Below are 15251 nucleotides of genomic sequence, written 5' to 3'. Positions count from 1 at the left end.
GAGGGGCCCCGCGACCGCGGGGCCCCTCCGGCGTTCGCGGCGGCGGGACTCGGCGGAACTTGGGGTTCCCGCGGAATCCAGGACGGAATTCCGCACCATCGCCGAAGGCGCCCGCCACGGGGTGTTCCCTCCCTGGGGCTTCCGGTCGCGCGCTGCCGGTCCCGGGCTTCCCATCGCCGACTTCCCATCGCCGCGTTCGAGGAAGCCTCGAAGAACCCTTGAGGAAATCAGGACGCGCCATATTTCGTCCGCTATGCGGATTTTGTCTGATTAGCACGTATCGTCGCCCCATGCCCACGCCCTACGGATCCCACGGCGGTATGGCGTTCGGCGCGGAGGAGCTGCGTGTGCTCCGTCGTGCCCTCGCCCTCGCCCTGCACCCCAGCCCCGTCTCGGCCGAGGACGTCCAGGACTGCCTCCGCCTCGCCGAGTCCCTCGACGAGGCGGCCCGCGAGGGGGCCAGGCTCCGGGCCTTCCTGCTGGCCGACCTCGTCCGCTACCGGGCCGCGCTGCCGGGCACCGCCGCCGGCTATTTCGCCCTCCTGGAGGAGGTCCTCGCCTCCGGGTACCGGCCCGAGCCCGACGACCTCGCCGCGCTCCGAGCGCTGCGCGGAAACCCCGTGGCGGCGGTCCTCCTGGAACGCTGCCGGGTCCTCGCCGAGCAGGACGTGCGCGCCCGGCTCGCGGGCCGCGCGGTCGCCTCGGTGCCCGCGTCCCGCACCCGGCTGCTGGCCCTGCCCGGCGGCCGCGCGGCCGAGGAGCCCGACCGCAGGCCCGCGCCGGGGGAGCAGCCCAGGCCGCCGCGCCCGGACCGGCCCGTCCCCACCCCCGGCGAGGTCTTCCCGCCGAGGCGCAAGCCCGGCCCGCCTCCGGCCGACCCGCCGCATCAGCTCGCGGCGGGCTAGCTACTCTGGAGACATGGACTACGTCTCCGCGCTCGTGCCCCCGGTAGTGATGGCCGTGTTCTTCATCGGGCTCATCGTGACGATCGTGAAGAGTCAGGGCGGGGCCAACAAGGCCAAGGAGGACGGCGTCGTCGACGCCGCCCTCGCGCGCGTGGAGGCCGCCCAGCAGGCCTCGGCCCCCAAGGACGCCGGGGCCTGAGCCCCCTGGGCGGCCCCGGGCGTACCCGCCGGGCCGGCCCCGGCGCGCTCCCGCCCCGTACCGGACGACGCTGTCGGCGGCGTACGACTCGGACGTTTCCTGCGTCCTTCGAGTCGTACGCCCTTTTTGTTGACCATCTCCCACTATTGTTCTGAACTGTGCCTCGCCCATTGGGAGAACTCGAAGACGCGGTCATGACGCGGGTGTGGAAGTGGAACCGCCCGGTGACCGTTCGGGAAGTCCTGGAAGACCTTCAACAGGAACGGTCCATCGCCTACACCACGGTGATGACCGTTTTGGACAATCTCCATCAGAAGGGCTGGGTGCGCCGCGAGGCGGAAGGCCGGGCCTATCGATATGAGGCCGTCTCCACACGGGCCGCCTACTCGGCGGCACTCATGAACGACGCCTGGTCGCAGAGCGACAACCCCGCGGCCGCTCTCGTCGCCTTCTTCGGGATGATGAGCGAGGAACAGCGGGTGGCCCTCAGGGATGCCATGCGCATCGTGCAAGGACCCGAACCGCAAGCCGCCGGAGCCGTCGAAAGGCCACCGGCGCCCGAGCCCTCCGACGAGAACCCCGCCGCCGACGGGGACGCCTCAGGGCGATAGCGTCCGCTCATGTCAGCAGAGCATCCCGCGGAGGTTCCGGCAGAGCTTCCGGCGGAGCATCCCGAAGTCACCGCAAAAGCCGTCACCGTCCGGCGGGCCAGGACCGGCGATGTCGCGGCCGTACGACGACTCCTCGACGCGAACGTGCGCCGCCGTATCCTGCTCGACAAAGCCACCGTCACCCTTTACGAGGACATCCAGGAGTTCTGGGTCGCGGAACGCGACGACAACGCCGAGGTGGTCGGCTGCGGAGCCCTGCACGTCATGTGGGAAGACCTCGCCGAAGTCCGCACTCTCGCGGTGAACCCCACGGTCAAGGGCATGGGCGTCGGTCACCAGTTGCTGGAGAAGTTGCTCCAGACCGCCCGCTGGCTCGGCGTTCGACGGGTTTTCTGTCTGACCTTCGAAGTCGGCTTCTTCGCCAAGCACGGCTTCGTGGAGATCGGTGAGACACCCGTCGACACCGATGTCTACGCCGAGCTCCTGCGTTCCTATGACGAGGGCGTCGCGGAGTTCCTCGGTCTCGAACGAGTGAAACCGAACACCTTGGGCAACAGCCGGATGCTTCTGCATCTGTGATCGCGGCCGGCTATTCCGCCGGAGTGCCTTGCCCGCGTTCCCTATGTCCGAAACGCGCACGTTTCCGGGCGGGCGGAGTCACGTGAGTCTCCGCCAGGGGTTTGTGTTTTTCCAGCAAAAGCGGTTTGCTTTCCGACGTAGTGCAGTACTGCATATAACAAGGGACGGCGAAACGGCGGACGCCGCGGGGCCCTCCTTGCCCTGAAGTTATCGATGAAAGGAAATCCGGTGGCACAGAAGGTTCAGGTCCTTCTTGTCGACGACCTCGACGGTGGCGAGGCGGACGAGACCGTGACGTTCGCGCTGGACGGCAAGACGTACGAAATCGATCTCACGACCGCCAATGCGGACAAGCTCCGTGGCCTTCTGGACCCCTACGTCAAGGGTGGCCGTCGTACCGGGGGCCGCGCTTCGGGCGGCCGCGGAAAGGCCCGCGCCGCTTCCGGCGGCAGCCAGGACACCGCGCAGATCCGCGCCTGGGCGAAGGAGAACGGCCTGGAGGTCAACGACCGCGGCCGAGTTCCCGCGTCCATCCGCGAGGCCTACGAGACCGCCAACGGCTGAGCGCACGTCTGCCGCAGCCTCACGCGGTGGCACTGCGTCGCCATCGTCTGCACCAGTCGTACGAGATCGGGGGCGCCCCCAACGCCCCCGCCGACGGCCCCACGGCCCAGCGCCGACAGTGTCGGCAACGCCGTCTCCACCGCACGGCCGGGCTCCGGGGGCCGCAGCCAGCGGGTGGCCCCTCGTGGGCCACTCCCCGTCTCCGGGCCGGCCGTGGGCGGCGGAGCCTCGATGCTCCCGTCCGCGCCGATCCCCGTGAGATCCAGCGCGAGAGTGCCCCACTCCAGCCAGTCGAGCAGCCCCGGCAGCTCCTCCGCGCTCCCCGCGGCCACCAGCAGTCGCATCCGGTCCCCGTGCAGAACCACCGGGGAACCCGGCCCCAGATGCCGCAGCGCGGGGAACCCCGCCTCCGCCGGCACCTCAAGGACGTCGAAGCGCAGCCCCGTGACCAGCCGTACCGGCACTCCGGGCACTGCCGCCCAGCCCAGTTCGTTCTCGTACCACCGGCACACCGGATCGACCGGATCACCCGGATCGAACGGCCGACGGGGCACAGGGACGGTGGCAACCATGCAACGAGGAACCGCGAGAAGGCACCCGAAGTTACGCTGGGCGTCCACCCGACCGCACAGCGTTCCGGAAACGGGGGCGTGCGGAAGCGCTCGCCCGGGTATCGGTGTTCGCCCGTAGCGGAGGGAACCGGTGCGCGCGGCATGGACTGTCAGTGCGCGCGGGTAAGACATGCCTAGTGGGAGGGGCGACACGCAGGGCCTCGGCATCTCACGTTCGCCATCGGCGTACAGCGGGAGAGGGTATCTGCCTGGCCTGCGGGAACATCGTCTCGCACCATCAGGTTGGAGCAGATGTCGGCGTTCGGGGTCAGGAGGCCAAGGACGGTGTCGGCAGTTGGAATGAGCGGTCCCCGCTTGCGGGACTAAGCTGCGGAAGGACAGGGAGGGGAGCGTCCCCTTACTGCCTGACCGCTCTGAGGAGCGATTAACGATGTTCGAGAGGTTCACCGACCGCGCGCGGCGGGTTGTCGTCCTGGCTCAGGAAGAAGCCCGGATGCTCAACCACAACTACATCGGCACCGAGCACATCCTCCTGGGCCTGATCCACGAGGGTGAGGGTGTCGCCGCTAAGGCCCTGGAGAGCCTCGGGATTTCGCTCGAGGCGGTCCGCCAGCAGGTGGAGGAGATCATCGGCCAGGGCCAGCAGGCCCCCTCCGGCCACATCCCCTTCACCCCCCGTGCCAAGAAGGTCCTGGAGCTCTCGCTCCGCGAGGCCCTTCAGCTGGGCCACAACTACATCGGCACGGAGCACATCCTGCTCGGCCTGATCCGCGAGGGCGAGGGCGTCGCCGCCCAGGTCCTGGTCAAGCTGGGCGCAGACCTCAACCGGGTGCGGCAGCAGGTGATCCAGCTGCTCTCCGGCTACCAGGGCAAGGAGACCGCCACCGCCGGTGGTCCTGCCGAGGGCACCCCCTCCACGTCCCTGGTCCTCGACCAGTTCGGCCGGAACCTCACCCAGGCCGCTCGTGAGTCCAAGCTCGACCCGGTCATCGGGCGCGAGAAGGAGATCGAGCGGGTCATGCAGGTGCTGTCCCGCCGCACGAAGAACAACCCGGTGCTCATCGGCGAGCCCGGCGTCGGCAAGACCGCCGTCGTCGAGGGCCTCGCCCAGGCCATCGTCAAGGGCGAGGTGCCCGAGACCCTCAAGGACAAGCACCTCTACACCCTGGACCTCGGCGCGCTGGTCGCCGGCTCCCGCTACCGCGGTGACTTCGAGGAGCGCCTGAAGAAGGTCCTCAAGGAGATCCGCACCCGCGGCGACATCATCCTGTTCATCGACGAGCTGCACACGCTGGTCGGTGCGGGTGCCGCCGAGGGCGCCATCGACGCCGCTTCGATCCTGAAGCCGATGCTGGCCCGCGGTGAGCTCCAGACCATCGGTGCCACCACGCTGGACGAGTACCGCAAGCACCTCGAGAAGGACGCGGCCCTCGAGCGCCGCTTCCAGCCGATCCAGGTGGCGGAGCCTTCCCTCCCCCACACGATCGAGATCCTCAAGGGTCTGCGCGACCGGTACGAGGCCCACCACCGTGTGTCCATCACCGACGAGGCCCTGGTGCAGGCGGCGACGCTCGCCGACCGGTACATCTCGGACCGCTTCCTCCCCGACAAGGCGATCGACCTGATCGACGAGGCGGGCTCCCGGATGCGCATCCGCCGGATGACCGCACCGCCGGACCTCCGCGAGTTCGACGAGAAGATCGCGGGCGTGCGCCGCGACAAGGAGTCGGCCATCGACTCCCAGGACTTCGAGAAGGCGGCCTCTCTCCGCGACAAGGAGAAGCAGCTGCTGGCGGCGAAGGCCAAGCGCGAGAAGGAGTGGAAGGCCGGCGACATGGACGTCGTGGCCGAGGTCGACGGCGAGCTGATCGCCGAGGTCCTGGCCACCGCCACCGGCATCCCGGTCTTCAAGCTGACCGAGGAGGAGTCCTCGCGTCTGCTGCGCATGGAGGACGAGCTCCACAAGCGGGTCATCGGCCAGAAGGACGCCATCAAGGCGCTCTCGCAGGCGATCCGCCGTACGCGAGCGGGTCTGAAGGACCCGAAGCGTCCCGGTGGTTCCTTCATCTTCGCCGGCCCCTCGGGCGTCGGTAAGACGGAGCTGTCGAAGACCCTCGCGGAGTTCCTCTTCGGTGACGAGGACGCGCTGATCTCCCTCGACATGTCGGAGTTCAGCGAGAAGCACACGGTCTCGCGTCTCTTCGGTTCGCCCCCCGGCTACGTGGGCTACGAAGAGGGCGGCCAGCTGACCGAGAAGGTCCGCCGCAAGCCGTTCTCCGTCGTCCTCTTCGACGAGGTCGAGAAGGCCCACCCGGACATCTTCAACTCGCTGCTGCAGATCCTGGAGGACGGTCGTCTGACCGACTCCCAGGGCCGGGTCGTGGACTTCAAGAACACGGTCATCATCATGACGACCAACCTCGGCACCCGGGACATCTCCAAGGGCTTCAACCTCGGCTTCGCGGCCGTGGGCGACGTCAAGACGAACTACGACCGGATGAAGGCCAAGGTCAACGAGGAGCTGAAGCAGCACTTCCGCCCCGAGTTCCTCAACCGTGTCGACGACACGGTGGTCTTCCACCAGCTGACCGAGGAAGACATCATCCAGATCGTCGACCTCATGATCGCCAAGGTCGACGAGCGGCTGAAGGACCGGGACATGGGCATCGAGCTCAGCCCGACCGCCAAGTCGCTGCTCGCGAAGAAGGGCTACGACCCCGTGCTGGGCGCCCGGCCGCTGCGCCGGACCATCCAGCGCGAGATCGAGGACGTCCTCTCCGAGAAGATCCTCTTCGGCGAGCTGCGTCCCGGCCACATCGTGGTCGTCGACACGGAGGGCGAGGGCGAGGCCAAGACCTTCACCTTCCGGGGTGAGGAGAAGTCGGCTCTGCCCGACGTCCCGCCGATCGAGCAGGCGGCCGGCGGCGCCGGTCCCAACCTGAGCAAGGAGGCGTGACCCAAGGGTCCGCCTGAGAAGGGGCTGCCCCGGGACTCCGGTCCCGGGGCAGCCCCTTTTTCCATGCCGTCACGGGCGATCCCGCCGGCCGTGGAGCGTCACAGGACGCTCTGGGTCCTGGTCGCCCTGTGCACGCCCGGCAACTGGGCCGAGAGCCGTTCAGGAACGGTGCCGGTGTCGGAGGAGAGGACGAAATCCACCGTCCGCAGATTCGGCAGCAGCGCCCTCAGCCACGAGAGATCCTCGTTCCCCGCCGGTTTCCTCAGTTCCAGGTGCTCGACGCCGGGCAGCGGGGGCGCCGGGGCGAGGGACTCCAGGGCGGCCCGGTGCACGCGCAGCTCCCGGAGCCCGGGCAGGGCGGCGGCCTCGGACCAGTCGTCCGGGCCGAGCTCTCCGGGGACCCGGCTCAGCCACAGCGTGTGCAGCGACCGCCAGTGGCCCAGCCCCCGCAGCCCGGTCTCCCGCAGGACGTCCTGCCCGAAGGAGAGGATCTCCAGCGGTGAGTCCGCCGGGAGGCCCTCCCTCAGGGACGGGCCCGCGAGCCGGTGGCCGAGGTTCAGCTCGCGCAGCGAGCTCAGCGCGGCCAGACCGCGGGGCGGAGGGGTCCGGCCCTGCCGGGACAGCACGGACAGCCTGCGCAACGGCAGGTCCCCGAGGGGCGCGAGGTCCTCGACCCGGGTGCACCGGTCGAGGCCGAGCTGCCGTAGCCGCCCCTGCCCGGCCAGGAAGTCCAGGTCCCGCAGACGGTCGTTGTTCCGCAGCAGCAGATGGGTCAGGCCTTCGGACTCCAGGCAGGAGCGCAGTTCGTCGGAGCCGATGTCCCCGACGAGCTGAAGCCTCGGCCGGCCGCCCAGTTCACGCAGCGCGCGGAGCTGGGCCGGCGAGTGCGCGGTGAAGTACAGGTCCGCCGGATCCAGTTCGGCGATGACCTCCGCCGCGTAGCGCCCGGTGTCGAACCGGTGCCAGGCCCAGGCGAGCTGGGCCCGCACCGGCAGGGCCGGGTGCTTGCGGAAGCGCGCCAGTACGGGGATGGCCGCGTCGGTGCCGATCAGTGAGGCGGTGACCACGACACCCCGGGCCTCGGCCTCCGTCAGCCCCTCGGGTCCTGGCAGCAGTTCCAGGACGAGGGGGCCGGCCTCGGCCAGGGCACGGGCCCCGGCCGACGACCTCGGGGGGATGAGCGGGGCCGCGTCGCCCTCCACGGCGGCCCGCACCTCGGGCGCGAGCTGCGTGGCGTGTTCCAGCGAGGCCAGGGCGAGAAGCCGTACGCGGGTCGAGGCGGCCCCGTCGAGGCGTGCCGCCGCCTCCGTCATGGCGCCCAGCAGTTCGGCCCGTTCGCGTGGCCGGGCGTGGGCGACGGCCATCCGGATCACGTCCGCCCACTGGGACTCCCCGGCGTTGCGCACCAGCAGCCCGAAGTCCCCGTCCTCCACGGCGGCCTTGGCGGCCAGGTAGTCCTGGAAGGTGCGGTGGACGAACTCCAGGGTGTCCTGGGCGGGTTCACGCAGCAGGCCGCTGCGCAGGACGAGATGACGCAGGATCCGTGGGGCGTCGCCCTGCGCGGCGGCCGCCGGAAGGGAGGGCAGGAGGTCGGCGACGATGCGTTCGGCGCGGCCCCGGTCCAGTTCCGACCGGTTGTTGCGGACCAGCCAGTAGGCGAGCCGCTGAAGGAGCTGGATCTGCGGCGGTTCGGTGAGGTGGACGCCGTCGTGGCCGTCGCCGGTGGCGAACATGTCGCGCTCCTCGTCCCGGCGCGACAGCAGCATGGAGAGCGCGGCGTCGTACAACTCCTGTCTCCCGCGCGGCAGATAGCCCCGCCGGTCGCGGTGCAGCGCGCAGATCAGGGCGCACATCAGCGGGTTGGTGGCGAGGCGGCCGAGGTCGGGTCTGGTCCGGACGGCGTCGAGGAGGGTGCGCTCGTAGTCGTCGAGGCGGTCCGGGCCGGAGGCGTCCGGGCGGGCGGCGGCGTGCCAGCGCCGGATGAAGGCGGTCACGTCGTCGCCGCTCATGGGCGGGAGGACGAGTTCGGTGAATCCGTCGGACGCGAGCCAGTCCTCCCGTACGGCCGAGGGGCGGGAGGTGACCAGCCACTGGTTGCCGGGGTAGGCGTCGAGGAGTTCACGGAGCCAGCGGCGGGTGTGCTCGCGGTCACGTTCGGGGATCTCGTCGAGCCCGTCGACGAGCAGCAGGGCGCGGCCCTGGCCGAGGACCCGGTCGGACCAGCCGTCGGGCTGGGTCGCGTGGAAGGGGATCCGGACGGCGGACAGGAACGCGTCGGGGGCAGGAAGGCCGTCGGGGCGGCGGACGAGGGTGCGCAGCGGCAGGACGAAGGGGATGCGGTCTCCCCGTTCCCCGCGTGCCGCGGTCACCGCCAGCCACTGCACCAGCGTGGTCTTGCCGGAACCGGCGGCCCCGCGCAGCAGCACGAGGTCCTGTTCGGACAGGGCCTGGTCGGCCGGCAGCGCGGACCCGGCGGCGGCGATGGGCACGCCCCCGGGCGCCGCGGTCTCCTCGTCCTCCTCGGGGCGCAGGGCTCGGAGGCTGAGGTAGGCGGCGTCCAGGGGCCAGCGCTCGGGGGAGTCGACGAGATCGATGCCGTGGATGGTGAGTTGACCGTGCCGGGTGGCGGTGTGCGCGAGATAGCGCTGCTCGAAGGCCTGGTCGGTGCCGCCGGTCACGGGAGTGCGGGCGATCAGCGCGTCCACCTTGGCGATGAGCTCGCGCTGTCTGCGGCTCTGCTCCACCAGGGTGCGGGGGACGAAGACGGAGCGCTGGGTGAAGAAGTGCAGGACGTGCAGACAGGCGGTGTCGAGCAGCCCCTCGGCGAACACGGCCGCGTCGAAGGACAGGTCACGGCCGGGGTCGCCGGCGGCCGCGCGCAGCCGCAGAGCGAGCGCCCGGTGGCCCAGCTCCACCGCCTGGACGTCCGTCATGGTGAGGTCGCCCAGGGCGTGCAGGGTCGCGGTGAGGGCGTGGACGACGGCCTGTTCCTCGTCGGCGGGGAAGGGGCGCTCCCCGCCGCGCAGCGCCCGGCCGACCAGGGTGGCCACGAGCCCGGCCAGGTCCTTCTCCCCGAGGGTCCGTCTCTCGCCCCTGAAGGAGACGAGCGCGGATATCCGTACGGGTCTGTCCACGAGCCCCGCTCCCGGGCCCTCGGCCACGAAGAGCTTCCTGACCAGGGGTGCGGCGACGCTGGAGGCGAGGCGGGTGCCGACGGTCAACGGGTCCATGACGATCTCCCGGGAGGGGTTGGGCCGGCGGGGCGGCCGTGGGGTTCGTCAGGCGGGCGGCGCGGCCGTGACGTGGGACGTCCGGGGAGGGGCCGTCGGTTCCTCAAGGCCCTTGAAAGCAGGGGCCGCAGGGGTAGCCCGCGTCACATTCAGGGGGTCCCGGAACCGGCCCGCCGGTGACATGAGGCACAGGCGTTTTCTCCGGTACTAGGGCGAGTAGTGGATACGCGAAATCGGACAAACGGGACCTTTGGCCCGGGCCGGAAGGGACTCTCGGCAGGGCGTGCGGACGGCGGGGCCCGAGGCAGGTTTAGCAAGGGATGTGCAGGCCTGAAGTGGGGTTAAACCCTGGAAAACGGACCAAAGGGGCAAGATCCTTCGCCTGATGTCCGAGGTGTCAAGGTTCGTGAAGTTTTGCGATGAAGTACTACTTCAGGCCGTAGATGGGGGGTTTGAGTGCGGCCGGGGGGCCGGGTTACCAATGAATGGCCCGCTCGGTGGCCAGCACCGCACCGGAGTGGTTGTTCAAGCCCCCGTCCCCGTCTCCACGAGGTATTCATGTCGAAGCGCGTCACGTCCCGCAAGTCCCTTACGTCCATGGTCCGCACTCGGGCGGCCGTCCTGGCCGTCGGCCTCGGTGCCTCGGTCGTGCTGGGCGCAGGGGTCGCGACCGCCGCCGAAACGGGCGTCAGCACCAGCGCCACCGTCACCGCGGCCGACGCGGTGCACACGCAGGCCGCGGTCCAGGCGAAGGCCGCCGCGGCGAAGAAGGCGGCGGCCGCCAAGAAGGCCGCCTCCTGGATCGACCCGGTCGCGAAGTACACGCTGTCCGCCACCTTCGACCAGGCCGGCGGCATGTGGGCCCACAAGCACTCCGGCCAGGACTTCGCCGTGCCGCAGGGCACCAACGTCATGGCGGCCCACGGCGGCACCGTCGTGAAGGTCGGCCCCAACGGCGCCGGTGACGGTCCGGCGTACGGCAACGCCATCGTCATCAAGCACGCCAACGGCAAGTACTCGCAGTACGCCCACCTGTCGCGCATCGACGTGCGCGTCGGCCAGGTCGTCACCACCGGCCAGCACATAGCCCTGTCCGGCAACACGGGTAACTCCAGCGGCCCGCACCTGCACTTCGAGATCCGTACGACCCCGAACTACGGCTCGGCCATCAACCCCGTGACGTTCCTGCACAGCATGGGTGTCACTGTCTGACCCGCTCACGCCGGTGATCCGGCGTGAAGCACCGGCCCGGACGGCCGGAGCGGAGACCAGGGCGGAGCCCCGGCACCGGAAACGGTGCCGGGGCTCCGCTTTCGTGTACCCGCAAGCACCGCCGGCGCCGGCGGGAACCGGGGTCGCGAGGAGCCGGGGTCGCGAGGAACCGGGGTCGGAGGCTCCGGCCCCGTGCTCCGGGACGGGCGTCAGGGCGTCAGGAAGCCCCGGCCCCGTGAGCCGCGGCGCCCGCGTGGGCCTGGGTCACCAGGTCGATCGCGACCTCCAGGACGGCCTTGCGCTTGTCCTCCGGGTCGCCCTCGACGTCCTTGAGCACGAACATGCCGGCGTGCATCGTGAAGAGCGCGCTGATGCAGCGGACCTGGTCGGTCAGCGCCGACCCGGGCTCCTTGATGATCTCCAGCATGCTGATCATGCGGTCCTTGAAGGTCTCGCCGATGCTCAGCTCGCGTACCGTCGCCTGGTTCTCCTGCATGAAGCGGAAGAGCGGGGAGGCTCCGCCCAGGGCGTCGCTGTAGCGGCGCAGGACCTCCTGCTTGGTCTCCAGGGTGTGCGGCTGCTGCTTGCCCCACTCGATCAGCTCGTCGAGCGGCCGGGTCAGATCCTCGAACAGGCTGATGAGGATCTCTTCCTTGGTCTTGAAGTGGTAGTAGAGCGCCGCTTTGGTGACGTCGAGGTGCTCGGCGATCTCACGCAGCGAGGTCTTCTCGTAACCCTGCTCGGAGAAGAGTTCGAGGGCTACGTCCTGGATGCGCTGCCGAGTGTCGCCCCGGCGCTGTCGCTTGGTGCCGTCCATGGTGCCGCCCATCCTTGTAATCCTCGCGCTCCCTTGAAACTTACCTGTCGACCGGCAGGCAGAACCAGTGCTACTTACTTGACGCCCGGCTAGTTACGGGTCTATTTTCCTGAGTGTAGCTAGCTTGCCGGTCGGCAAGTAAGTAGTGGGACCGCGCAGAAGTACTCAGGGGAGTGGGAACGATGGCGGACGAGACGAAAGCGGCCGCGCCGGCCGCGGAAGAGGCCGGGCAACCGGCCGGGGGCGGGAAACAGCAGCGGAGCGTACGGGTCGTCCTGATGGCGCTCATGATCGCGATGCTGCTCGCGATGCTGGACAACATGATCGTGGGCACGGCGATGCCGACCATCGTCGGCGAGCTGGGCGGACTGGAGCACCTGACCTGGGTGGTAGCCGCTTACACCCTCGCCACCGCGGCCTCCACCCCGATCTGGGGCAAGCTCGGCGACATGTACGGTCGCAAGGGCACCTTCATGACCTCGATCGTGATCTTCCTGATCGGTTCCGCCCTCAGCGGCATGGCCCAGGACATGGGGCAGCTCATCGGCTTCCGCGCCGTCCAGGGTCTGGGCGCCGGCGGTCTGATGGTCGGCGTCATGGCGATCATCGGTGACCTGATCCCGCCCCGTGAGCGCGGCAAGTACCAGGGCATGATGGCCGGCGTGATGGCCTTCGCCATGATCCTCGGCCCGCTGGTCGGCGGATCCATCACCGACCACTGGGGCTGGCGCTGGTCCTTCTACATCAACCTGCCGCTCGGCGTCGTCGCGCTGATCGCGGTCAGTGCCGTCCTGCACCTGCCCAAGAAGCGCGTCCAGGCGAAGATCGACTACCTGGGTGCCGCCCTGCTGGCCCTCGGCATCTCCTCCATCGTGCTCGTCACCACCTGGGGCGGCACGCAGTACGCCTGGGGCTCCGCGCGGATCATGGAGCTGACCGGCATCGGCGTCGCCGCGCTCGTCGGCTTCGTCTTCTGGCAGACCAAGGCCGCCGCGCCGGTCATGCCGCTGCACATCTTCCGCAGCCGCAACTTCACGCTCATGTCGACGATCGGCTTCATCACCGGCTTCGTGATGTTCGGTGCGGTGCTCTTCCTGCCGCTGTACCAGCAGTCCGTGCAGGGCGCGTCCGCCACCAACTCCGGTCTGCTGCTCCTGCCCATGCTCGGCGCCATGCTCGCCGTGTCGATGGTCGCCGGACGCGTCACCACCAACAGCGGCCGCTACAAGGTCTTCCCGCTCGTCGGCAGCGTGCTGATGATCAGCGGCCTGTTCCTGCTCTCGCAGATGGACACCGGGACGACGCGGTTCACCTCCGGCCTGTACATGGCGGTGCTCGGCGCGGGCATGGGCTGCCTGATGCAGATCACGATGCTCGTCGCGCAGAACAGCGTCGAGATGAAGGACATGGGCGTCGCGTCCTCGTCCACGACCCTCTTCCGTACGCTCGGTTCGTCGTTCGGCGTCGCCATCATGGGCGCCCTGTTCAACCACCGGGTGCAGGACGTCATGGCCGAGCGGGCCGGGGCGCTCGGCTCCAAGACGACCGAGAAGTCGGCCCAGCTCGACGCGGCCAGCCTGGCGAAGCTGCCGGCCGCCGCCCGGGACGCCTACCAGCACGCGGTGTCCGCCGGTACGCACTCCGCGTTCCTGCTCGGTTCCGTGGTCGCCGTGCTCGCGCTGGTCGCGGCGGTGTTCGTCAAGGAGGTCCCGCTGAAGGGAGCGGGATCGTCCAAGCCGGGCGAGGGCGAGGCCCCGGACGAGGCGCCCCAGGTCCCGCTCGCGGAGCCGGTCTGACCTGACCGGGGCGGGCCCGGACCCGGACCCGCACCGCATCTCGACGAAGGCCCCCGGCGTGTCCGCCCCGGGGGCCTTCTCCCGTACACGCGACCCGCACCGGGCCTGGCCGGGGGCCTTTCCCGCGCGCGGCCGACGGGGCCGGGCCTTCTCCTGTATGCGCAGCCCGCAGCTCGACAGCCCTAACCCGCTGCCCGGCCTGGGACATAGCCCTAACCCGCTGCCCCGCCCGGGCCGAGGCCCCGGCCGCCCCCGCCCGGGCTACTTCCCCGTCGGCGGCAGGATCGGGAAGCTCCCTGTGTTCGTCGGTGCGTGCTCCGGCAGCCACAGCACCGCGACCGCCCCCTCGGCGGGCACACCCCCCGGCGCCCCGACGGGCCGTACGTTGCGGAAGGTCAGCCGGGCGCCCAGGACCCGGGCCTGGCCCGCGGCGATGGTGAGACCGAGGCCGTGGCCGTCGCCCGCACGGTCGGTGCTCCCCGTACGGAACCGGCTCGGACCCTCCGCGAGGAGCGTCTCGGGGAAGCCCGGCCCGTGGTCGCGGACCCGGATGACCCGGCCCTCGACGGTGACCTCGATCGGCGGTCTGCCGTGCCGTGCCGCGTTCGCGAGGAGGTTGAGCAGCACGCGCTCCAGCCGCCGCGGGTCCGTCGTGACCTCCGACTCGTGCACCACCCGCACCTCGACGTCCGCGCCCTTGGCGGCGATGCGCCGGGCCACGAACTCGCCGAGCATGATGTCCTGCAACTCCGCCCGCTCGGAGGCCCCGTCGAGCCTGGCCACCTCCAGCACGTCCTCGACGAGGGTGCGCATGGCCTGCGCGCGGTCGCGGACGAGTTCGGTGGGGCGGCCGGGCGGCAGGAGCTCCGCCGCCGTGAGCAGTCCGGTCACCGGGGTGCGCAGCTCGTGCGCGATGTCGGCGGTCACCCGGCGCTCGGCCTCGATGCGCTGCTGGAGCGCGTCGGCCATGGCGTCCACGGCCCGCGCCAGGTCGTCGGTCTCGTCGAGCACGACACCGCCGATCGCGTCCCGTACCCGTACGTCCGTCTCGCCCTTGGCCACCCGGTTCGCCGCGGCCGCCGCCTTGCGCAGCCGGCGCGACAACTGGCCGCCGATGAGCACCCCGAGCGCGCTGCCGCCGAAGACGACGGCGATCGAGCCGATCACCAGCGCCTGGTCGAGGTCCTTCATCACGTCCGCGTTGCGGTCCGTGAAACGCTCGTGCCAGGACAGCACCTGGCCGTTCCTCAGCGGTACGGCGGCCCAGATGTCCGGCACGCCGTTCGGGCTGTCGGAGACGTAGGTCGCCCGCCGTCCCTCCGCGACCTTCACCATCAGGTCCGACGGAATGGAGGGATCGTCTATCTTCGCCCCGAACGGCGGCGGCCTGCCCGGCCCGTACATGCGCTCGGCGAGCTGGATGCGCTCGTCGGCCAGGTCGCGCGAGTTGTCCAGCATCGAGACACGGGCCGCGTTGTGCACGACCAGGCTCAGCGCCACCGCGACCAGCGCGCCGACCAGGGCGATCGCCGTACTGAGCTTCCAGCGGATGCCCGTACGGATGCTCGTACCCGAATCCGTGCGCCGGTCGATGCCGATGCCGATGCCGATACCGCGGCCCCTGCCCCTGCCGCTCGTCGCGCCGAGGCCGGGTCCCCCGCCGAGGACCTCGCCCCGGCCCGCACCCGTGCCGGCGCCCTCGCGCGAAACCGTTCTCACACCGACCCCCGCTGCCGCGCGTCCGCCCGGAATCCGTACCCGCCCCGCGGCCGCGGGCGTCCCCGGAGCCGGGCGCCCGAACATCCCCCGC

Annotated in this window: 12 protein-coding genes; 8 read left to right on the top strand and 4 right to left on the bottom strand. The window is 70.5% G+C overall.

Annotated elements, in window-relative coordinates; genetic code table 11:
* Positions 1–320: 320 nt before the first annotated feature.
* The 5 genes from ACFWI4_RS36605 to ACFWI4_RS36585 all read left to right on the top strand — a co-directional run bounded on the left by ACFWI4_RS36605 (position 321) and on the right by ACFWI4_RS36585 (position 2858).
* Positions 321–905: a hypothetical protein gene (locus ACFWI4_RS36605; protein WP_387205396.1), complete on the top strand. Its 585-nt coding sequence runs from the start codon at positions 321–323 to the stop codon at positions 903–905.
* 13 nt (positions 906–918) lie between these two features.
* Entirely contained in the window at positions 919–1104 is a 186-nt protein-coding gene (locus ACFWI4_RS36600; protein ID WP_328554209.1) for a hypothetical protein, read from the top strand.
* A 194-nt stretch (positions 1105–1298) separates the two neighbouring features.
* Positions 1299–1715, top strand: coding sequence for a BlaI/MecI/CopY family transcriptional regulator (locus ACFWI4_RS36595; protein WP_387205394.1), 417 nt, complete (start codon positions 1299–1301; stop codon positions 1713–1715).
* A gap of 9 nt (positions 1716–1724) precedes the next feature.
* Positions 1725–2294, top strand: coding sequence for an amino-acid N-acetyltransferase (locus tag ACFWI4_RS36590; protein WP_385398763.1), 570 nt, complete (start codon positions 1725–1727; stop codon positions 2292–2294).
* A 228-nt stretch (positions 2295–2522) separates the two neighbouring features.
* Positions 2523–2858: an Lsr2 family protein gene (locus ACFWI4_RS36585; RefSeq protein ID WP_339130713.1), complete on the top strand. Its 336-nt coding sequence runs from the start codon at positions 2523–2525 to the stop codon at positions 2856–2858.
* Here the strand turns inward: ACFWI4_RS36585 and ACFWI4_RS36580 are convergent.
* A complete protein-coding gene (locus ACFWI4_RS36580; protein WP_387205391.1) occupies positions 2837–3430 on the bottom strand; it encodes an SCO3374 family protein in 594 nt (197 codons plus the stop codon). The two genes, ACFWI4_RS36585 and ACFWI4_RS36580, sit on opposite strands and share 22 nt — an antisense overlap.
* Positions 3431–3860: 430 nt before the next feature.
* On the opposite strand from ACFWI4_RS36580, the gene ACFWI4_RS36575 reads away from it, so the two are divergent.
* Positions 3861–6386, top strand: coding sequence for an ATP-dependent Clp protease ATP-binding subunit (locus tag ACFWI4_RS36575; protein WP_103552418.1), 2526 nt, complete (start codon positions 3861–3863; stop codon positions 6384–6386).
* Between the two features lie 98 nt (positions 6387–6484).
* Here the strand turns inward: ACFWI4_RS36575 and ACFWI4_RS36570 are convergent, their stop codons facing one another.
* Entirely contained in the window at positions 6485–9616 is a 3132-nt protein-coding gene (locus ACFWI4_RS36570) for an NACHT domain-containing protein (RefSeq protein WP_387205389.1), read from the bottom strand.
* A 558-nt stretch (positions 9617–10174) separates the two neighbouring features.
* Between ACFWI4_RS36570 and ACFWI4_RS36565 the strand changes: the two genes are divergently transcribed.
* Positions 10175–10828, top strand: a complete 654-nt coding sequence (locus ACFWI4_RS36565; RefSeq protein ID WP_387205387.1) for a M23 family metallopeptidase — start codon at positions 10175–10177, stop codon at positions 10826–10828.
* Positions 10829–11045: 217 nt separating this feature from the next.
* On the opposite strand, the gene ACFWI4_RS36560 is transcribed toward ACFWI4_RS36565, so the two are convergent.
* Complete coding sequence (locus ACFWI4_RS36560) at positions 11046–11657, bottom strand: TetR/AcrR family transcriptional regulator (protein ID WP_387205385.1); 612 nt, start codon at positions 11655–11657, stop codon at positions 11046–11048.
* A gap of 170 nt (positions 11658–11827) precedes the next feature.
* On the opposite strand from ACFWI4_RS36560, the gene ACFWI4_RS36555 reads away from it, so the two are divergent.
* Positions 11828–13441 carry an MDR family MFS transporter gene (locus ACFWI4_RS36555; RefSeq protein ID WP_387205383.1) on the top strand — a complete coding sequence of 538 codons (1614 nt, stop codon included), beginning with the start codon at positions 11828–11830 and terminating at the stop codon, positions 13439–13441.
* 261 nt (positions 13442–13702) lie between these two features.
* On the opposite strand, the gene cseC is transcribed toward ACFWI4_RS36555, so the two are convergent.
* Positions 13703–15244, bottom strand: a complete 1542-nt coding sequence (gene cseC, locus ACFWI4_RS36550; RefSeq protein WP_387205381.1) for a two-component system sensor histidine kinase CseC — start codon at positions 15242–15244, stop codon at positions 13703–13705.
* Between the last annotated feature and the right edge of the window lie 7 nt (positions 15245–15251).

This window comes from Streptomyces sp. NPDC127038 (genome assembly GCF_042725875.1).
GTDB lineage: Bacteria > Actinomycetota > Actinomycetes > Streptomycetales > Streptomycetaceae > Streptomyces.
Note: the sequence above shows the minus strand (reverse complement) of the source record. Positions and strands in the feature narration are given on the sequence as shown.